The 19330-nt window shown below is 55.6% G+C and carries 17 protein-coding genes and 5 tRNA genes; 20 read left to right on the plus strand and 2 right to left on the minus strand.

Going from position 1 to position 19330, the window contains the following annotated elements; all coding sequences use genetic code 11:
• Position 1 precedes the first annotated feature (1 nt).
• The 5 genes from rpsE (at position 2) to RB_RS16075 (ending at position 3457) form a co-directional block, all read left to right on the plus strand.
• On the plus strand, positions 2 to 535 hold the full coding sequence (gene rpsE / locus RB_RS16055; protein WP_007326813.1) for a 30S ribosomal protein S5: 534 nt from the start codon (positions 2 to 4) through the stop codon (positions 533 to 535).
• Between the two features lie 163 nt (positions 536 to 698).
• Positions 699 to 1193: a 50S ribosomal protein L15 gene (gene rplO, locus RB_RS16060; RefSeq protein ID WP_007326814.1), complete on the plus strand. Its 495-nt coding sequence runs from the start codon at positions 699 to 701 to the stop codon at positions 1191 to 1193.
• Between the two features lie 19 nt (positions 1194 to 1212).
• Positions 1213 to 1437 (plus strand): hypothetical protein, encoded by a 225-nt coding sequence (locus RB_RS27885; protein WP_037201239.1) that lies wholly within the window; start codon positions 1213 to 1215, stop codon positions 1435 to 1437.
• Positions 1438 to 1470: 33 nt separating this feature from the next.
• The gene (secY, locus tag RB_RS16070; protein WP_007326816.1) at positions 1471 to 2865 is read left to right on the plus strand and encodes a preprotein translocase subunit SecY; all 1395 of its coding nucleotides are present in this window, start codon (positions 1471 to 1473) and stop codon (positions 2863 to 2865) included.
• Positions 2866 to 2878: 13 nt separating this feature from the next.
• Positions 2879 to 3457, plus strand: coding sequence for an adenylate kinase family protein (locus RB_RS16075; protein ID WP_164922106.1), 579 nt, complete (start codon positions 2879 to 2881; stop codon positions 3455 to 3457).
• Between the two features lie 62 nt (positions 3458 to 3519).
• On the opposite strand, the gene RB_RS16080 is transcribed toward RB_RS16075, so the two are convergent.
• Complete coding sequence (locus RB_RS16080; RefSeq protein WP_011121612.1) at positions 3520 to 4221, minus strand: thioredoxin family protein; 702 nt, start codon at positions 4219 to 4221, stop codon at positions 3520 to 3522.
• A gap of 11 nt (positions 4222 to 4232) precedes the next feature.
• Positions 4233 to 5267, minus strand: coding sequence for a GDSL-type esterase/lipase family protein (locus RB_RS16085; protein WP_164922107.1), 1035 nt, complete (start codon positions 5265 to 5267; stop codon positions 4233 to 4235).
• A 162-nt stretch (positions 5268 to 5429) separates the two neighbouring features.
• Here RB_RS16085 and RB_RS16090 point away from each other — a divergent pair, with 162 nt between their 5' ends.
• The 15 genes from RB_RS16090 to rplK all read left to right on the plus strand — a co-directional run bounded on the left by RB_RS16090 (position 5430) and on the right by rplK (position 19302).
• Complete coding sequence (locus tag RB_RS16090) at positions 5430 to 6827, plus strand: neutral/alkaline non-lysosomal ceramidase N-terminal domain-containing protein (RefSeq protein WP_164922900.1); 1398 nt, start codon at positions 5430 to 5432, stop codon at positions 6825 to 6827.
• Complete coding sequence (locus RB_RS16095; protein WP_011121615.1) at positions 6827 to 8305, plus strand: sulfatase family protein; 1479 nt, start codon at positions 6827 to 6829, stop codon at positions 8303 to 8305. Before RB_RS16090 ends, RB_RS16095 begins: the two co-directional genes overlap by 1 nt.
• 152 nt (positions 8306 to 8457) lie before the next feature.
• On the plus strand, positions 8458 to 9912 hold the full coding sequence (locus tag RB_RS16100; protein ID WP_011121616.1) for a sulfatase-like hydrolase/transferase: 1455 nt from the start codon (positions 8458 to 8460) through the stop codon (positions 9910 to 9912).
• Between the two features lie 310 nt (positions 9913 to 10222).
• A complete protein-coding gene (gene mutL, locus RB_RS16105; protein WP_011121618.1) occupies positions 10223 to 12340 on the plus strand; it encodes a DNA mismatch repair endonuclease MutL in 2118 nt (705 codons plus the stop codon).
• Complete coding sequence (gene pdxA, locus RB_RS16110) at positions 12337 to 13392, plus strand: 4-hydroxythreonine-4-phosphate dehydrogenase PdxA (RefSeq protein ID WP_011121619.1); 1056 nt, start codon at positions 12337 to 12339, stop codon at positions 13390 to 13392. The genes mutL and pdxA overlap by 4 nt, the downstream gene beginning before the upstream one ends.
• Positions 13377 to 15170: a DUF6798 domain-containing protein gene (locus RB_RS16115; protein WP_011121620.1), complete on the plus strand. Its 1794-nt coding sequence runs from the start codon at positions 13377 to 13379 to the stop codon at positions 15168 to 15170. Before pdxA ends, RB_RS16115 begins: the two co-directional genes overlap by 16 nt.
• 164 nt (positions 15171 to 15334) lie before the next feature.
• Positions 15335 to 15407, plus strand: a tRNA-Thr gene (locus tag RB_RS16120).
• Between the two features lie 166 nt (positions 15408 to 15573).
• Positions 15574 to 15655, plus strand: a tRNA-Tyr gene (locus RB_RS16125).
• A 117-nt stretch (positions 15656 to 15772) separates the two neighbouring features.
• A tRNA-Gly gene (locus RB_RS16130) sits at positions 15773 to 15843 on the plus strand.
• A 2-nt stretch (positions 15844 to 15845) separates the two neighbouring features.
• Positions 15846 to 15917, plus strand: a tRNA-Thr gene (locus RB_RS16135).
• A gap of 217 nt (positions 15918 to 16134) precedes the next feature.
• The gene (gene tuf, locus RB_RS16140; protein WP_011121621.1) at positions 16135 to 17331 is read left to right on the plus strand and encodes an elongation factor Tu; all 1197 of its coding nucleotides are present in this window, start codon (positions 16135 to 16137) and stop codon (positions 17329 to 17331) included.
• Between the two features lie 70 nt (positions 17332 to 17401).
• Positions 17402 to 17474, plus strand: a tRNA-Trp gene (locus tag RB_RS16145).
• Positions 17475 to 17595: 121 nt separating this feature from the next.
• Entirely contained in the window at positions 17596 to 18054 is a 459-nt protein-coding gene (secE, locus tag RB_RS16150; RefSeq protein ID WP_007324991.1) for a preprotein translocase subunit SecE, read from the plus strand.
• A complete protein-coding gene (gene nusG, locus RB_RS16155; RefSeq protein ID WP_007324992.1) occupies positions 18051 to 18728 on the plus strand; it encodes a transcription termination/antitermination protein NusG in 678 nt (225 codons plus the stop codon). The genes secE and nusG overlap by 4 nt, the downstream gene beginning before the upstream one ends.
• 148 nt (positions 18729 to 18876) lie before the next feature.
• Positions 18877 to 19302: a 50S ribosomal protein L11 gene (gene rplK, locus RB_RS16160; protein ID WP_007324993.1), complete on the plus strand. Its 426-nt coding sequence runs from the start codon at positions 18877 to 18879 to the stop codon at positions 19300 to 19302.
• The last annotated feature ends 28 nt before the right edge of the window (positions 19303 to 19330 follow it).

Raw genomic sequence — 19330 nt, forward strand, 5'->3', positions numbered from 1 at the left:
CATGAGCAACGCACGAAACAAACGCAACAACAAGAACGAAGAGCAAGGTTTGGAAGCCGGTCTTCTGGACCGTGTCGTCAAAATCAAACGTTGTGCGGCTGTGGTTAAGGGCGGTCGCCGTTTCAGCTTTGCTGCGATGGTTGTCGTCGGCAACGGCAGTGGGCAGGTTGGTTGGGGCTATGGCAAGGCCAACGAAGTTCCACCAAGCGTGCAGAAAGCACAAAAGCAAGCTTCACGCAGCATGATCCATGTTCCATTGGTTGAGGGCAGCATTCCTCACCAAGTTTGGGGCCGTTATGGTGCCGCTCGCGTTGTCTTGATTCCAGCTGGTGCTGGTACGGGTATCATCGCTGGTCAAGCCGTCCGTGCTGTTTGCGAAGCCTGCGGAATCCACGACATTCTGACCAAGTCCTACGGAACCAATAATCCCGTCACGCTGGTCAAAGCGACCCTCGACGCGATGAGCAAGTTGCGAACCCGCGAGCAAATCGCTGCTTTGCGTGGATTGAACCCAGACGATTTGATCGAAGCCTAACAAAGCTGGCGGAATGCATCCGCCAAGAAGAAATTGCTTGGTTCCCATCGCTTTGAAGCGACCGACTTCGGATACCTTTGGCAAAGACACTCATTCAAACACTCGGGCAGCATGACTGACGCCCAACGCTCAGTCTCCCGCCCCCAGCCATTCCATCACTACTATGCAACTCAACGACGTTCATCGCGGTATTACGAAACACCGCCCTCGAAAACGCATCGGTCGTGGTCCTGGTAGCGGCACCGGCAAAACGTCGGGTCGTGGGCACAAGGGACACAAGAGCCGCAGCGGTTACAGCCGCAAGCCCAACTTCCAGGGCGGTGCGATGCCAATGTTCCGTCGCGTGCCAAAGCGTGGTTTCAACAACCGTTGGGCGTTGACCATCTTCGCTGTCAATGTTGGCAAGCTGAACGATGCTTTCAACGAAGGTGAAACCGTCACCCTCGAAGCACTCGCCGCCAAGAACCTCGCGAAGGGAAACTTCGACGAACTGAAGGTTCTCGGTGATGGTGAATTGACAAAGAAGCTGACCATTCAGGCTCATCGCTTCAGCAAGTCGGCTGAAGAAAAGATCTCGGCCGCGGGCGGGACAGCAGAAAAGCTGGCTCCGAAACGCACGCCAGACGAACGCGTCGAAGCCCTCAAAAGCGAAAAGTAATCCGGAGAATTCGCGGCCAATGACGGTCGCGACTTTCCACCTAACCGACAAAACAACAGGCCTTGGCGATTTCGTCGGGCCTGTTTTCTTTGAATTGGCACCAGTTGAAAAAGCTTCGCGGCAATCGTTCTTCCGTGATTTGGCTTTGGTTGCTAGTTTGATTGCCGTGGCGATGGTAATTTCCTTCGCCAAGTCCAGAACAACCTTTGCGTGCTCGCCATTTTTGCTTGGCGAGACGACATGAATTCACCCTGCACGATCGACGACGGACGGATCGATGTTTGAAAAGCTGCGAATCATTTTCTCGATCCCTGAACTTCGCAAGAAGGTCATGCTGACGATCGGGTTGCTTGCTATCTACCGGATCGGGTTCCATATCCCGTTGCCGATGATCGCCACCAACTTGGACAGCGGTGCTGGCGGCGGTGCAGCCGACTTTTTCGAAAAGGTCAGCGTTTTCGCGGCTAGCGATCTTCGTCAAGCGACGATCTTCGGCCTCGGAATCATGCCGTACATTTCGGCGTCGATTATCTTCCAATTGCTCGGCAGCGTTTACAAACCGCTGGAAGAGTTGAAAAAGGAAGGCGAAGCTGGCCGGAAGAAACTCAACGAATACACGCGTTATCTGACTGTGGTGATCTGCTTGGTGCAGAGCTACATGTATCTCAAGTTCATGCTGATGGCTGGCTCTAATGGCCAAAGCAGCATCAACCCGAACTTCATGAATGCGAACGAACAATTGTTCTTCGGCTGGCAAATCGTGGCCGTTCTGGTCATGACAACAGGAACCGTGTTCCTGATGTGGCTGGGTGAGCAAATTGACGAATACGGTATCGGCAACGGGATCAGCTTGCTGATCATGGCCGGCATCCTGGCTCAGATGCCTAAGGCACTCTACGAATTGGTGCTGGGGATGAAGACCGAACTGACCGGACTGGCAAAAGGCCAAGTCGGAATTGAGACCCTGATCATCTTGGTCGTGCTGTTTGTTGTCGTCGTCTTCGGTGTGGTGTTTATCACATTGGGACAACGCAAAATCCCAACTCAATCGGCCAAGTTCACTCGCGGTCGTCGCGTGTATGGTGGCACACGGCAACACTTGCCGCTTCGAATCAATCAAGCCGGTGTGATGCCCATCATTTTCGCCAGCTCGCTGTTGATGATTCCAGGTGTTCTGTTTGGGTTCCTTGCCGGTCAATTTGCGTCTGACGGTTCCTTGTTCCGCGGATTCAACCTGATCAGCTTGACGATGAGCGATCAGACCTCGTACTTCTTCAACCTGTTGTATGTCGGTTTGATCTTCTTCTTCTGCTACTTCTGGACAGCGATCACTTTCAACCCGAAAGAAATGAGCGACAACCTGCGTGATTCAGGAACCTTCATTCCTGGTTACCGTCCTGGTCGTCGCACGACGGACTACCTCGAAAAGGTGATGGTCCGGATTACGTATGTCGGTGCTGCCTTCTTGGGTTTGATTGCGATTGTTCCAACAATCGTTTACGGATCCCTGGGTGTTCCTTACTCGATCGCCGGTTTCTACGGTGGTACGGGTCTGCTGATCGCCGTCAGCGTCGCGTTCGACTTGGTTCAAAAGATCGACAGTCACTTGGTGATGCGAAACTATCGCGGATTGCTGGAAGGTGCCGGCGGCGGCACTTCACCCGTCGTTTGATCCTGGCAGTTTTGTGCGAATTGTCTTTATCGGCCCGCCTGGCGCGGGCAAGGGCACTCAGTGTGAACTGCTAAGCAAAGCTCTCAAGGTGCCTCACATTGGCACCGGCGGAATGCTGAGAGCTTTGGAGCCAGAAAGTGGCGAGCAGATTCATCTTCGAATCGATCGCGGCCACTTTGCACCGGATGATTTCGTGCTGCAGATGGTTGCGGAACGACTCTCTCAACCGGACAGCCGCACCGGTTATCTGTTGGACGGTTTTCCGCGAACGCAGGTCCAAGCCAGTGCATTCGACAAGCAACTCGTCGCGGCTTCGCTGAAACTGGATCACGTGTTGCACCTTCAAGTTTCGGCGGACGTTCTGATCGAACGTCTCCGCAAGAGGGGTGAAACCGAAAACCGTGCCGACGATTCCGAAGAGTTCATCCGAGAGCGTTTTCGCATCTACGAAGATCGCACTGCACCGTTGCTGGATCACTATCGGTGTCAGGGGTTGGTTCGGGACATCGACGCTTCCGATTCAGAGTCGCTGGTGCACGCATCGATTTGCGAATGCCTGAATTTCACACTCGCCTCGCCAGCTGAGTCCTAAGCGACGGCCTTTCCCAGAGCGGCGCGGACCAAGGTAGAGCCGACCCACTGCAGATGATGTTCTCAACGTGCTCGTCGAGAACGGCGTTGGCGTTCCATCCGGATCCGGCAACCAACTGGAACCGTCTCTGAAACCGTCACAGGTTTGCCCGCCAATACATCATCGATTGCATCCCGCAGGTACGGCTTGCTCACATTGCGGCCATCAGGACTATCGTCCATCGCCCCCATGTAGGCGATATTGCGATCGGCATCGAGCACGAAGAACTGTGGTGTGTACTTCGCCCCATAATCGCGAGCGATCTGTTGGGACTCGTCGTAGAGATAAGCGAAAGGGAACTGCTCTTCCTTCGCTTTCTCTTTCATGGCCGGCATCGCGTCCTCTTCGATCCTGTTGACGTTGACGGCGATCACCGTGACCGTCTTCTCTGCGTAGTCCTTCGTCAGTGCGATCAAGCGTTCTTCCGCGTCGATGGCGTAGGGACAACTGTTGCAGGTGAATGCCAGAACCACGACCTTCGAATCCGATAGATCGTTCAGGGACGAAGTCGTGTCCTCCGTGGTCGGCAACTCACTCCATTCGGGAGCCGGATCACCAATCTCCAGCACGGTGTTGAACTCTCCCGCAACAGCGTGGCCAGCCAAATGGATCCAGCAACAGGTCGTCAGGAGACCGACCAGAACGCAGCAACTTAATTTCATCGAGACTCTCTCGGACGAGGCGAAGACACCAACGATCAATGAGTTTAGCTGAACCACCTTCATCGGTAGCCAGGTTAAAAGATGGAATCACCGTACATCTGGTGAATCGCGTTCGCGACGTGTTGTGCGATCGCCTTGCTACCGCGAGCGTTGCTGTGGATCCCGTCATCGCTGAGACGAGAGTCTGGCATCCATCGACCAGGCGGAGCGTAGGGACTCATCAGGACAATTTCCCGCAACCATGTGTCTGAAACCAATTGGACATCGGTTTCATAAGCGATCTCTCTTTCCAAAGCCCAGAAAGGATCGAACATGAATCCGCGAGGGATCTCCATTAAAACCACCTCAGCATTTTGCAGACGGCATTGCTCGATGATTTGCAATAGATTTGCCTTGGTCTGATCGCGACTCTTTCCTTGCAAAAAGTCATGACCGCCCAGTTCAACGATCACGAGCTGTGGATCGTGAGAAAAGATCCGCTGCATCTGACTAAGTCCTTGGGATGTTGCGATCCCGGATGTTCCAAGATTGATGACTTCAACCTCAAGCATTTCGCTTAGCGGATCGGGGAAACCGTGATCCGGTAACATCCCGTCGGTTAGGCTGTCTCCCAAGCAAACGATCGAGCGAAACGGGTCAAAGGTCAATTCGCGACCACAATTTTGAATGACTTGCCATTCGACATAAAACCAAGTCCAAGTCGCGATCAGCGCAAGTGAAGTGCAGAGAGTTGCCCGCCGTGGCAACGTCATGCTTGTACGCATCCGAATGACGATCAACGCCAACATCAGACCGCTAAGTGTTATGGATGCCGGGGTGCGAGGCAGAAACTTCACGAGCAAGATGACGAGTCCCGCTACAAGCGGCAAATAGGCGGGACGCTCACTGTGAACCAGAACGAGATGCCAAACAATCCAGACGGCGACAACGAACGGGAGCACACTCGGAAACGCTAATAAAGAAACCGCCAGGATGCTGCCAATACAAAAGACTTTCAAAATGCCAGCAAACGACGACTTCTGTCGCTTGGTCGGTTTCGGTTTTGTCTCGTCGCTCTGAATCGAGCAATTCACGTCGCTCAAGTTCGCTTCGCCTCCATTTTGTTTCATCCTGCAGCCTGCTCGATTATAACGGCATCGATTGCTGCCCCGTTCATCGATCCTTCCCACCTAATTCATCCCCTGAACCCAAAGGATCAAAGCATGCCACGGCCTGCCTTTTACAGAGTTCTTCTCTCACTATGTGTCGCCGGTCTTCTATTCAGCAGCGGATTGGTTCTCAATGCCGAGGATTCCGGTCCGGTCTTTCGGGCCGGAGCTGCCACCAGCAACATCACACCGCCACTGGGCGAGATGATTGTCGGCGGTTGGAAACCAATTCCAGCCACCAATGTGCATGACGAACTTCACGCTCGCTGCCTGGTGCTGGATGACGGCAACACGAAGCTTGCTATCGTCCTTTGCGACAATGTCGGCATCCCTGAGGAAGTCTTTGATCTCGCCAAACAGCAAGCCTCTGATGCGACCGGGTTGCCATTCTCGAACATGCTGTTGGCATCCACGCACACTCATTCGGCAACAACCGCTCGCGGTGGTTTGAAGACAGCCAACGAAACCGAGCTGACAAACTATCAAACCTTTGTTGCTCATCGGATCTCGGACGGCATCCGTCGTGCGTTGGCAAATCTGGAACCGGCCAAGATTGGTTGGGGCACCGTGGAGGAACCGTCCGAAGTCTTCAACCGTCGCTGGTTCGTCACTGACGCCAGTCTGTTGGCCAATCCTTTCGGTGGCATCGATCAAGTCCGGATGAACCCACCTCGGGGCAGTTCCAAACTGGATCGACCAGCGGGTCCGACCGATCCTGAAATCAGCTTTGTCTCAGTTCAAAGCCCTGACGGCCGCCCGATCGCTTTGCTGGCGAACTATTCCCTGCACTATGTCGGCGGCGTTCGATCTGGCGAAGTCTCAGCGGATTACTTTGGCTACTTTGGGAAATTCATCGAAGAGAAACTTGATGCAACCGACCAGTCGCCACCGTTTGTCGGCATCCTATCCAACGGCACCAGTGGCGATGTGAACAACATCAACTTTGCTGACAAATCGCCCCAAAAGCACGAACCCTACGAGAAGATGCAGGAGGTTGCGGAGAAGGTCGCCAGCCGCGTGTTCGAAGCCCACCAACAGATCGTGTTCCATGACTGGGTGCCACTCGCCGTTGAACACACGACCTTGACGCTGAAGACCAGACAGCCGACGCCGGAGATGATCTCCCACTTTGAACAGATCAACCGTGACGACGATGAGAACCCCAGAAGCGGCCATCGCCGTGAAGAGATCTATGCGGATCGAATCACGAAAATTTTGGCTGGTCCCAAGGAAGTGGAGATTCAACTGCAGGCATTGCGAATTGGCGATTTGGGAATCGCGGCGATCCCGTTTGAAACGTTCACCGAAACGGGACTGGAACTGAAGGATCGCAGCCCCTTCCAACACACTTTTACGATTGAACTTGCCAACGGCTCCTTTGGGTACCTGCCGACGCCGCAGCAACATCGCTTGGGCGGCTACGAAACATGGCTGGGGACCAACTACGTTGAGAAGGAAGCGACCACGAAGATCGTTGCCTCCCTGCTTGAGATGTTCCAAACCCTCCAAGAGGACAACTGATGCGTTGGCTTGTTGGTTGGATCATGGCGACGCTCACGATGTTACCGTTGCTCGGCACTGCAACGGCAGCCGAAACGAGCCAATCGAATTTCATCATCGTCTACTGTGACAACCTTGGTTACGGCGACATTGAACCATTCGGGTCGACGCTGCATCGCACCCCCAACCTGAATCGCATGGCAAGGGAAGGGCGAACGTTCACCCATTTCTGCGTCACCGCCGGTGTCTGCACCCCATCACGTGCCAGCATCATGACTGGATGCTATGCCCAACGGGTCGGCATGCACTTGAACGATCGAGACGGTGCGGTTCTGCGACCTGTCTCTCCCTATGGTTTGCATCCCGATGAGATCACGATCGCGGAAGTTCTCAAGCAACAGAACTACGCCACCGCACTGGTTGGAAAATGGCACCTGGGTGACCAACCAGAGTTCCTGCCAACTCACCAAGGGTTTGATTGGTTCTTCGGCGTTCCTTATTCCGACGACATGACCGAGCGAATTTGGAAACAAGACGGATCGCATTGGCCACCGTTGCCCTTGATGGAAAACGAAACCGTCATCGAAGCCCCCTGCAACCGAGACGGGCTAACCAAGCGGTACACCGAACGGGCGATGCAGTGGATTGCCGAACACAAGGATGAACCGTTCTTCCTGTACTTCCCACAAGCCATGCCCGGCAGCACCAAGACGCCGTTTTCCAGTGACGCGTTCCGCGGTAAGAGTCGCAACGGGCCATGGGGTGATGCGGTCGAAGAACTGGACTGGTCGATTGGCCAGATGTTGGACCAACTCGTCAAACTGGGCATCGCGGAAAAGACGTTTGTGATTTGGACCTCCGACAACGGCGCCCCCATCAACCGCGATCCAGATGACTTGAGCCGAGGTTCCAACCTGCCACTTCACGGTCGCGGGTACACGACCAGCGAAGGTGCCTTTCGTGTGCCCACGATCGCCTGGCACCCCGGAAAAGTCCCCGCGGGAACTCAATGCGACGAACTGGCAACCACGATGGATTTGCTGCCCACGTTTGCGAATTTGGCCGGTTGCAAACTGCCGACGAATCGCAAACTTGATGGTCACGACATCGCACCAATATTGTTTGGTGCCCCCAACGCCAAGACGCCGCACGAGGCGTTTTACTACTACCATCAAGATCAACTGCAAGCCGTCCGCTCGGGTCCCTGGAAAATGTTCCTGCCGGTCGATGCGTCACCCGGACATCCCCACTTCAACGCGACGCAGGAACCCACGACGCTTTTGTTCAACGTGGTTGATGACATCGCGTGCCAGCACAACGTTGCCGACGCACATCCCGAGTTGATCACCCGACTGACTGCATTGGCAGACCAGGCACGCAATGACCTAGGGGACAAGGACCAACTCGGAAACGGCCAACGCCCAATCGGAAAATCCTCGCATGTTTCGCCTCAACGTTTGGAAACGCCGCCGAACGAATCGAGCCAACCGGACTCGTGATCTCGAACGACCGGGTTCCATCTCGTGAGCCGTTTAGGCGTTTGCCCCGGTTGTGCGTGGAAACCGTGGCTCGTGGAAACCGTTGCTAGCACCAAACAGCTCAGATCCCCCATGACACCTGCGTACCTGTTTGACTTCCTCAAGGATCCAACATGTCTCTCCTCCATCTCGGTCCCCGTGTCTTTCCGCTCACCGTTTGGATGCTTGTCGCTCTCTGCTCTCATGCCTGCGTTCCAACGTTACTGAGAGCCGATTCGAACGACCGACCAAACATTGTCCTGATTCTGGCTGACGACCTCGGCTATGGAGACCTGGGTTGCTACGGCAATGACGAGCAAGCAACGCCGGTCTTGGATCGGTTGGCCACTCAAGGTGTCCGCTGGACGCAAGCCTATGCCAACGGTCCAGAATGCTCACCCACTCGAGCAGCGCTTTTAACGGGTCGCTATCAACAACACGTGGGCGGTTTGGAATGCGCGATTGGAGTTGGCAACGTCGGTCGCTACGACGATGCGATTCGATTGCACTTGGTCAACGAACTGGGATTGCCCGCCAACCGGCCGACGTTGGCGAAGCGACTGTCCTCCGTCGGCTATGAGACCGCATTGTTCGGCAAGTGGCATCTCGGGTACGAAGCCAAGTTCTCACCAATGATGCACGGGTTCGATGAGGCGTTGTACTGCATCGGCGGTGCAATGGATTATTACCACTACCTCGACTCCGTCGCCACATACAACCTGTTCCACAACGGTCGACCGATCAGCGGCGAAGGTTACTTCACCGACACGATCACAGATCAAGCAGTGCGATTTATCGGCGACCGAAACGCCAACGACAAACCATTCTTTCTGTACTTGCCTTACACCGCACCGCACACTCCTTACCAGGCGCCCGGCGAGTCTCCCGTCGATCCACTGCCGATTGATTCCCCGCTTTGGAAACAGAACGCCGATCCGCCGGGTGTTTACCGAGCCATGGTGCGTCACATGGACGAAGGCATTGGAAAGGTACTGCATGCAATCGAGGAATCGAAAATGACCGATCGCACACTGGTGATTTTCGCTAGTGACAATGGCGGCACTTCCGCGAGTCGTAACGAACCACTGCGAGGATTCAAAGGCCAGGCGTTTGAGGGAGGAATCCGTGTTCCGCTGATCGCTCGTTGGCCCGGACATTTGCCCGAGGGCGTGGTCAGCGACCAAGTCACGATCACATTCGATCTGACCGCGTCGATGTTGGCCGCCGCTGGGATCACGCCCACTCAAGAGGACGCGATGGAGGGAATTGATGTACTTTCACTCGCCGCGAACGATGAACCGGTTCAACCTCGCACGCTGTATTGGCGAAAGCCTCGCGACCCTCAAGTCTGGAGCGGCATGCGTGACGGGAACTGGAAATATGTCCGTCAAGAAAAAGCCACCGTTGACGGTCGAACCTCCATCCAAGAGTGGTTATTCAACCTGGCCGACGACATCAGCGAGCAAACCGACTTAGCCTCTCAATCCACCGACGAATTGGACCGTCTGAGAGGCAGATACCTGGCCTGGGAACAATCGGTGAGAAACAACCGCCGAGGCCGACCAGGATGGGCGCCGTCAAAAGAGTGAAGCCTCTCCTTACCAGTGGCATGATTGATGATTGAGATCGTTTCGTAGAACCAGCGATCAGCCGATGGGCGATAGCCTACGTTTTCGGGAGACGAACCGAACACTATCGCATTTCGGATGACGAAATCAACGAGCTGCTATGCCACAAACGGCGAACAAAACCTCCACGATTCGGGCAACCCTGCCGATTGCGAAGAATTTCCCGGCCGTCCCGGCGAATCGTTTCCTCTCTCGTGAGAACCAATCAATCTGCCTGTTCACCGAACGATGATCCTGGTGCGATGCAGGCCTCGCGCGGTAAGTTGGGGCCATGAACACGCCCACCGCCACGACCGCCCAGCCACCTCGCATCATCCGCCAATTGCCGGCCCACTTGGTCAATCAAATCGCCGCTGGCGAGGTGATTGAACGGCCCGCCTCGGTGGTCAAAGAATTGCTCGAAAACAGCATCGATGCCGGTTCGACTCGGATTGAACTGAGCCTCGAAGGGGGCGGCGTGGAGCTGATCCGGATCAGCGACGATGGTTGCGGAATGACGGCCGAGCAATTGCCACTGGCCGTGACCAGCCACGCGACCAGCAAGCTGCCCGACGACGAATCGCTCTTTCACGTCGGCACCCTCGGTTTTCGCGGCGAAGCTTTGGCGTCGATCGCCAGCGTTTCTCAAATGACCATCCGCAGCCGCGCCGAAGGCCAAGACGGCGGGTGCCAAATCGACATTCGCGGCGGAGTGATCGAAACACCTGGCCCCTGCGGATGCCCGGTCGGCACGGTGATCGAAGTCCGAAACTTGTTTTTCAACACGCCGGTTCGCCGCAAGTTTTTGAAGACCCCGCAAACCGAACGCGGGCACATTGTCGAAGCCTTCACACGATTGGCCCTGGCCAACCCGAAGGTTCACTTTGTCCTTCGCAACGGCGACAAAGAGATGTTCGATCTCTTGCCGACGACACGTTGGGCGGACCGGATCGAATCGTTCTTCGGAACCGAAATCTCAGAAGCGTTGATCCCCATTGAGAACCAGGACGAGACGGTTCAAATTTCCGGTTACGCCTGCGATCCATCGGTCAGCCGAGGCAACAACCGAATGCAGTACCTGTTTCTCAACGGACGGCACATCCGAGACCGGGCCTTGCAACATGCGTTGGGGGAAGCTTACCGAGGCATGTTGATGGTCGGCCGCCATCCGGTTTGCTTCCTGCGAATGCGGATGCCGGCGGACATGATCGATGTCAACGTGCACCCCGCCAAACTGGAGGTTCGCTTCACCGACAGCGGACGCGTGTACAGCCGATTGCTGCAAACGCTTCGCCAGCGTTTTCTTTCCACCGACATGACTCATCGTGTGGGTTCCAACCCTGTCCCCGCACCGATGAGCGAAGAGGAACAACGCCAGACCGTTCCCGAATCGGTCATGGGCATGCGTCCCAACGAAGTCGACCAACAGCGTCAGTCCGTGATCGAATGGGCCCGAACCGGCGGGCCTCCATCGGGACCAACCGCAACCTCCAATTCTCAAATGCTAGGTGGAGCAAGCGGCACGCCGGACTTTCGACCATTCGGCGAATCCAATTCCATCGGCCATGGTTCGCAAGCCTCCACAGGCATGACAGCCCCATCGGCGCCGCTCGCTTCGCCGAACACTTGGTCACCGGGATCCGCTTCCGGAATCGATTCGCAACGGCCATCGACAGCCGCCGAAGGCATTGAGATGACACCGTGGGACGGTGACAACGCAGGTGAGTCAAACGCGAATGATTCGGGAACAACTATATCACCGCACGATGCTTCACAGTCAGCCGGAGTTCCCACACCCAGCGTGAGTCACCTTGGATTTCAGGTGCATCAGCGTTATCTCGTCACGCAAGATGAGAAAGGCATGGTTGTGATCGACCAACACGCTCTTCACGAAAGAGTGTTGTACGAACGAGTCTGCCAAAAAGTGCTTCACGAAGACGCTTCCTTGGAAGCCCAACAGTTGCTGGTTCCCGAACCTGTTTCACTGACTCCGGCCGAGCGGGCTGCGGCTTTGGAAGTGAAGGACACGCTCAGCCGAATCGGATTGGAGATCGAGGACTTTGGCGGCGAAACGATTTTGATTCAGTCCTACCCAGCGATGCTGCCCAACAAACCGCCTGCGGACATGCTGCGAACGGTTTTGGAATCCGTGATGGGAGCCGGCCGTGATCCCAACCCGAAGGATCTTCTGAATCACCTGCTCAGCACCGTTGCTTGCAAAGCTGCCGTGAAAGCGGGCGATCCGCTGTCGCCGGAAGAGATCACCAGTCTGCTGGAACAAAAAGACCTCTACCAAGAAACGCATCACTGCCCACACGGTCGGCCAACGGCGTTGTTCTTCAGCCGCGATGAGCTCGACCGGATGTTTGGGCGACTTGGACCGCGCGGCCGAGCTTCGGTGTCGCCATGACGGACGCGAATCAGACGCGTCCCAAGCTGGCGATCACGATGGGGGACGCCGCTGGCATCGGCCCCGAAATCTCGCTCAGAGTATGGGACTCACCGGAAGTCCAATCGCAGGGCTACCCGCTGCTGTTTGGCGACGCGGCGATCTACCACCGAGCCGCGAAAAAGCTGGGCTGTGATTGCCCCGGCACGATCTCGCTGGCCGAGTTTCTGGACATGCCAAAGCAATCGATACCAAGCGATGCACCACACGGGGTGATTGTCGATTGTGGGAAACTCACCACGGAGGAACTCGGCTCCTTCACCCCAGGAAAATTCAGTGCCGCCACCGGGCGAGCCTCCTATCAATCCGTCACCGACGCGATTGACGCGGCGGTGTCGGGCCATGTCGACGCCATCGTAACGGGGCCCATCCAAAAGGAAGCCTGGCATCAAGCCGGGATCGACTTCCCTGGTCACACCGAATTGTTGGCCGATCGAGCGGGCAGGGCAGTGCAGGGCGAACCAGCGGATGTTCGCATGATGTTGGCCAGCGACACGATTGCCTGCGTTCTTGAGACGATCCACATTCCGCTGGCCGATGTGGCGTCGCAGCTCAATACTGAATCGCTCGTTCGCACGATCAACCTGGCCGGCGAAACGGTGCAGCGTCGCAACCAAAACCGCGGCAGTTTGCTGCCACCTCGCATTGCTGTTTGTGGCCTGAATCCGCATGCCGGTGAAAACGGTCTGTTCAGCCACCAAGAAGAAGAACAAATCATCCTGCCCGCGATTGAAGCAGCGAGGCAATCGGGATGGACGATCGAAGGACCGCTGTCACCCGACACCGCCTTCACGCCCGCGATGCGAGAGCGAATCGACATCTACGTTTGCATGTATCACGACCAGGGATTGATCCCGCTGAAAGCGTTGTCGTTTGATGACGCGGTCAACGTGACGCTGGGACTGCCGATCATTCGGACCAGCGTCGACCACGGGACGGCCATGGACTTGGCTTGGCAAGGCAAAGCCAGCATCAATAGTATGTTGGCGGCGATTCGGTGGGCGGTGCCGTGACGTTGCCTGCGTCGCGACAGGAAACCAGGGACAACTCCTCCCGATGGACTTTGGGTTGGAGCTGGCTAGCATTGATGGGTGTTTGCTTTCTCTACGCTGGTGATGCGGCCCCTGGGGTCAATGAAGCACACTACTTCGTCAAAGCCAAAAATTTCTGGCAACCGGACTGGTGTGCCAATGATCTTTTTGCCGCATCGGGAAAGGCACATGCAACCTACTATTGGCTGTTTGGATGGCCGACCCGTTTTCTTTCGCTGAACGCCACCGCCTGGGCCGGAAGACTGGTCGGTTGGTCATTGTTGGCGGCAGGCCTGCTTCGGCTGACCCGAGCGATGAGAATGCCGCCGATGAGCAGCGTTTGGGTCATGATCCTTTGGATTCTTGGGATCCAGCATGGCAATTTGGCTGGCGAATGGGTCATCGGTGGAATCGAAGCCAAGGTTCCCGCCTATGGATTGGTGCTATTCGGCTTGGCCGAAATCGTCCAACGCCGATGGTCGCGAGGTTGGATTTGGTTCGGAGCGGCCGCAGGATTTCACGTGCTGACCGGAGGTTGGTCGGTCGTCGCCGCTGCAATCGCATTTTGGCTGGCCGAACGAGGCCCAAAACAATGGCGAGTTTCACGATCGATCGCCGATGATCGATCCTCTGGCGGGTATCAATCGCCCGGAAAGCAATCATCCCAAGACAATGACGTTCATCCGCTGTTCTTCAGCAGAGGTTTGTTTGTCGGAGGAGCGTTATCGCTATTTGGACTGATTCCCGCCGCGGCGATGTCGTGGGGAGCGACCGATGCCGAGCAGATTTCCGCCGCCCGGATCTACGCGTATTTCCGAATCTCACATCACTTGATGCCGGCGGCGTTCCATTTCGATTGGTACATCCGGCATTCCATCCTGACGATTGGCTGTTTGGGATCTCTGGCGTTTGCGTGGTGGCGAATGCCAATTGCGGGGATCAAACAACCCAAGGAATCCGCGACTGATTCATCCCGATCGGAACAAGCCGTCGCGTTTCGAATTTTGGGTTGGTTCGCGATCGGTGCGATGACGATCAGTCTCGTCGGATTGCTGATCGGTCTGCTTCCGGCGATTTATCCCGATCAAGCCGCCAAATTACTGCGATTTTATTGGTTCCGATTGGCCGACGCGGTCACGCCGCTGGTATTCGCGTTTTTGCTAACTCATTTCTTCTCGCCAAGAAACAACATCTCGACGACTGCGGACCAACTCGGAAGCCAACCTTTCGCAGTGGTTTGGCTGGGTCGAGCCGGAATGGTGGCCGCGATCGTGCTGTTCGCCCAGGCCAGTTGGGAGCGGATTCAAACCGGAGTGCCCGTTTCGGTCAGCAATCGAATGCTGGGGCTCAACGCAGATGCCAACTACGCCGAGCAGCGACGCACGATGGAAGACTGGGTTGCCGTGTGTCAGTTCATCCGATCCAGCACGCCTGAAGACGCGGTATTGCTGACACCGAGGCACCAACAAACGTTCAAGTGGTACGCCCATCGGGCCGAAGTGGTCAACTGGAAAGACACGCCCCAAAACGCGGTTGCATTGCGAGAGTGGGCCAAACGATTTCTGGAGGTTTACCCCGCGCGATTGTCGACCATGCGAGTCACGATTCGGTACGACGACCTACGAGCCATGCGGGCCAAATATGGCTGCGACTGGATCGTGGTGGACCGACGAGTCGTGGGTCCTGAACTGCCCTTGGTGCAGATTTACCCGGCGTCAAATCAGCGGAATTCGACCTATGCGGTCTACGAACTCCCTTGACGGATGGACCATTTGGCTTTTTGCGACAAAATTCGCCCAAGAATTTTGTGGGGAGCCCGATTTTGCCCCAATTCCGTCTTGTCGCCTGTTCGCGGATCGGTACACTCTGCCTTCCCCATCGCAAGGCCGGTTTATCGGTTCTCGCGCGGGGTGAACTTGAGCTGGCCAACGTAGCTCAGTTGGCAGAGCAGCTGATTTGTAATCAGCCGGTCGTGGGTTCGAATCCCTCCGTTGGCTCTTGCGAAATCGATTCAACGCCGATGGCGAGTGAACCGAACAACAGACAACCGAAACAGTCTGCCAAGCAAGTTCACAGAAGTAGACGAAGAAGGAGTGCGAAAGCACTCAAAAAAAGAAGTCATTCGAATCGCAAGACACACTTTCGATTCGAAAAACAAGATTTGGGGGTTTGCCCGAGTGGTTAAAGGGGGCGGACTGTAAATCCGCTGGCTATGCCTACACAGGTTCGAATCCTGTAGCCCCCATTCGAAGAACATGGAAGATGCTGTTAGCTGCAAGCTACTGGCTGCTGATTTCCCTGCCCGGCGACGGGTTTCCCCGGAAAACCAGCAAATAGTGGCCGGTCGCTGGCAGTGAAAGACGCGGGTGTAGCTCAATGGTAGAGCAGCAGCCTTCCAAGCTGAATACGAGGGTTCGATTCCCTTCACCCGCTTCGCTGCTGTAGCTCAGGGGTAGAGCGCCTCCTTGGTAAGGATGAGGTCATGGGTTCAAATCCCATCAGCAGCTTCAAGTCGCTCAAAGTTGAGTTCCCACTGGGGAGCTGATTTTGAGTGCAACATCGTTTTTGTTTCGTTTCGATTTTCAAGTAGATCGAATGCGATCAACACGGCCGAATTGCCGGCGAGTAACCGTGGGTGTGAACGCGGTCGACGGCAGCAAGGGTTTTCGAGGAGCGTATCTCCCCGAGAACAGTGGTGCGGATCGCGAATGCAGGTGAACCAGAATGGCTAAGGACAAATTTGAACGTACCAAGCCCCACGTCAACGTAGGTACGATTGGTCACATTGACCACGGAAAAACGACGACGACGGGTGCTATCCTCGCTGTTCAAGCCGCTAAGGGCTTGGCAAAAGCGAAGGGTTACTCTGATATCGCCAAGGGCGGTACTGTCCGTGATGCAACGAAGACTGTGACCATTGCGGTCGCTCACGTTGAGTACGAAAGTGAAAATCGTCACTACGCTCACATCGATTGCCCCGGCCACGCTGACTTTGTCAAGAACATGATCACCGGTGCCGCCCAAATGGACGGTGCGATTTTGGTTGTGTCGGCAGCTGACGGCCCAATGCCACAAACCAAGGAACACGTGTTGCTCGGTCGCCAGGTTGGCGTTCCTTACATCGTTGTGTACTTGAACAAGTGCGACTTGGTCGACGACGAAGAATTGCTCGAACTCGTCGAACTCGAAGTTCGCGAATTGCTCAGCAAGTACGACTACCCAGGCGACGACGTTCCTGTCGTTCGTGGTAGCTCGCTGCCTGCTTACAACAACCCAAGCGATCCAGAAGCCAGCAAGTGCATCACTGAGTTGATGGAAGCACTTGACTCGCACATTCCTGAGCCTACCCGTGAAGACGACAAGCCATTCCTGATGGCGATCGAAGACGTCTTCTCGATCGAAGGTCGTGGTACGGTTGCTACCGGACGTATCGAGCGTGGTGTCGTGAAGGTCGGCGAAGAAGTTGAAATCATCGGCCTTGGTCCAAACTCGACCAAGACCACCTGCACCGGCGTTGAAATGTTCCGCAAGGAAATGAACGAAGGTCGTTCGGGCGACAACGTTGGTTGCTTGCTTCGTGGTGTTAAACGCGAAGACATCCAACGTGGTCAAGTTCTGGCAAAGCCAGGCAGCATCACGCCTCACACCAAGTTCGAAGCAGAAGTTTACTGCTTGAGCAAAGACGAAGGTGGCCGTCACACGCCATTCTTCAGCGGTTACCGTCCTCAGTTCTACTTCCGCACGACTGACGTCACCGGAACGGCCAACTTGGTCGGTGCCGACATGTGCATGCCTGGCGATAACGTCAAGGTTGAAGTTGAATTGCACAAGCCAATCGCAATGGATGACGGTGTTCGCTTCGCTATTCGCGAAGGCGGCCGTACCGTTGGTTCAGGCGTTGTGACCAAGATTCTCGAATAATCTGCGTTTGCAGAAAGTTGCTTGTAAGCGATAAGCTGGTAGCTGATAGCTAGTAGCTTATCGTTGTTTCAGGGGCGTAGCTCAATTGGCAGAGCACTGGTTTCCAAAACCAGCGGTTGTGAGTTCGACTCTCGCCGCCCCTGCTGTCCAGAATTCTGGTTTGCCCCCGCGATCAATAGGATGTGACCGCGGTAGAGGTCTGAGCAAACTGGCCCATGACCAATTTGGCTCAACACCAGAATCAATTCACGAAGGAGTCCACGGGTGTCCAAAGATCTAACCCAATCCGGCACGGCCGGCGCCGGAGGCAGTTCGCTGAGCAGCGAACTGTTCCATGCTGGTGTGTACAAAGCCAACCAAGGCCGGATCGTTCGCCAACTGACGGCCCTCGCCGTTTGGGTGATCGTTGCGTTGGGTTGCTGGCGTTTGTATTCGTTCCTGCCTTCGGCCATGGGAGAATCCTCCCTCGCCGCACGTGCTATCCCGGCCGCCTTGCTGGCTGCTGGCCTGTGGTTCGGATTCCGTGTCGTCAACTGGCCTCGATTCGCCGATTTCCTAATCGCCGTCGAAGCGGAAATGAACAAGGTGACTTGGCCAAGCAAGGATGAATTGATCCGGGCTTCCGTGGTCGTGATTTTCACTATCTTCTTCCTTGCCATCACATTGTTCCTGTTCGATGTTCTCTGGCAATTCATCTTTAACTTCATCGGGGTAACATCGTGAGTGATGAAGACGTGCAAGACGTCGACTCGCCAGAAACCGAAGCCTCTCCCGCCGCTTCGGAAGCTCCCGCGCCCCCGCCTCCGGCTCCCGTTGATCCCAACGCGCCGCCCAAACCAGAAGTGGACGATGAGTCCCCAATGGATTGGTACATCCTGAAAGTCGCGTTCAACCGCGAAGATTCCATCGCAGAAGCCCTTCGCAAGAAGGTTCGTATGGAAGACATGGGTGAATACTTCGGCGACATCGTGGTGCCTTCCGAGGACGTCGCCACATTCACCCGCGATGGAAAACGCCGCGTCAGCAAACGAAAACTGCTGCCCGGTTACATCATGGTGTACATGTCGATCAACGACGACACCTGGTTCCTCGTTCGTGAAGTCGGCGGGATCAGCGATTTCACCGGTTCGGCTGGAAAGCCCCAGCCGATGGAACCGGAAGACGTGGAGCGATTTATCAATCGTCCCGCCGTCGACGACGAAGACGAAACTCCGATCAAAACGGCGATTCCTTTCAAAGTCGGCGACCGCGTTCGTGTCAAAGAAGGCAACTTCGAAAACCAAGAAGGCGAAGTCGATGTGGTCGACGAAGCCAACGGCCGCGTGACGGTGATCATCAACATCTTCGGACGCAGCGTTCCGATGGAATTGGATCACTGGCAAGTAGAGCCTTTGTAAAAAACCGCTAGCTGCTAGCTATTAGCTGCTCGCGTTATTATCTTCACCCATCCCAACTTCAAACACCTCAGATTGCGTTGGCCTTCCAGCAGAACGCTGCACCTCAAGAGCTAACCGCTAATCGTTAATCGCTAAAAGCTGTTTACCCATGGCAAAACAAGTCACCGGCCAAGCCAAGTTCCAAGTCCCCGGCGGTCAAGCCACTCCTGCACCTCCTGTTGGTACATCGCTGGGTAAATACGGCGTGAACTTGGGACAATTCGTCCAACAGTTCAACGATCGCACCAAGGAATACAACGGCACGCCGATACCTGTGATCGTAACGGTTTACAACGACCGCAGCTTTGATTTCATCACAAAGAGCCCACCAGCGGCCTCGATGTTGATGCAATCAGCCGGCATCGCCAAAGGCAGCGGCGTCCCCAACAAGGACAAAGTTGCAACGGTCACCCGAGCACAATGCGAAGAGATCGCTCAAAAGAAGATGGAAGATCTCAATGCTCGCGACATCGATCAAGCGACTCGCATGATCGAAGGCACCGCTCGCAGCATGGGCATCATCGTCGACGGCTGATCGACGACCACGATCGTCCCGACTTTTC

This window comes from Rhodopirellula baltica SH 1, assembly GCF_000196115.1.
GTDB classification, from domain to species: domain Bacteria; phylum Planctomycetota; class Planctomycetia; order Pirellulales; family Pirellulaceae; genus Rhodopirellula; species Rhodopirellula baltica.

Coding starts and splice junctions, on each gene's coding strand:
- rpsE (WP_007326813.1), top strand. CDS start 2: ATGAGCAACGCACGAAACAAACGCAACAACAAGAACGAAGAGCAAGGT.
- rplO (WP_007326814.1), top strand. CDS start 699: ATGCAACTCAACGACGTTCATCGCGGTATTACGAAACACCGCCCTCGA.
- RB_RS27885 (WP_037201239.1), top strand. CDS start 1,213: ATGACGGTCGCGACTTTCCACCTAACCGACAAAACAACAGGCCTTGGC.
- secY (WP_007326816.1), top strand. CDS start 1,471: ATGTTTGAAAAGCTGCGAATCATTTTCTCGATCCCTGAACTTCGCAAG.
- RB_RS16080 (WP_011121612.1), bottom strand. CDS start 4,221: ATGAAGGTGGTTCAGCTAAACTCATTGATCGTTGGTGTCTTCGCCTCG.
- RB_RS16085 (WP_164922107.1), bottom strand. CDS start 5,267: ATGAAACAAAATGGAGGCGAAGCGAACTTGAGCGACGTGAATTGCTCG.
- RB_RS16095 (WP_011121615.1), top strand. CDS start 6,827: ATGCGTTGGCTTGTTGGTTGGATCATGGCGACGCTCACGATGTTACCG.
- RB_RS16100 (WP_011121616.1), top strand. CDS start 8,458: ATGTCTCTCCTCCATCTCGGTCCCCGTGTCTTTCCGCTCACCGTTTGG.
- mutL (WP_011121618.1), top strand. CDS start 10,223: ATGAACACGCCCACCGCCACGACCGCCCAGCCACCTCGCATCATCCGC.
- pdxA (WP_011121619.1), top strand. CDS start 12,337: ATGACGGACGCGAATCAGACGCGTCCCAAGCTGGCGATCACGATGGGG.
- tuf (WP_011121621.1), top strand. CDS start 16,135: ATGGCTAAGGACAAATTTGAACGTACCAAGCCCCACGTCAACGTAGGT.
- rplK (WP_007324993.1), top strand. CDS start 18,877: ATGGCAAAACAAGTCACCGGCCAAGCCAAGTTCCAAGTCCCCGGCGGT.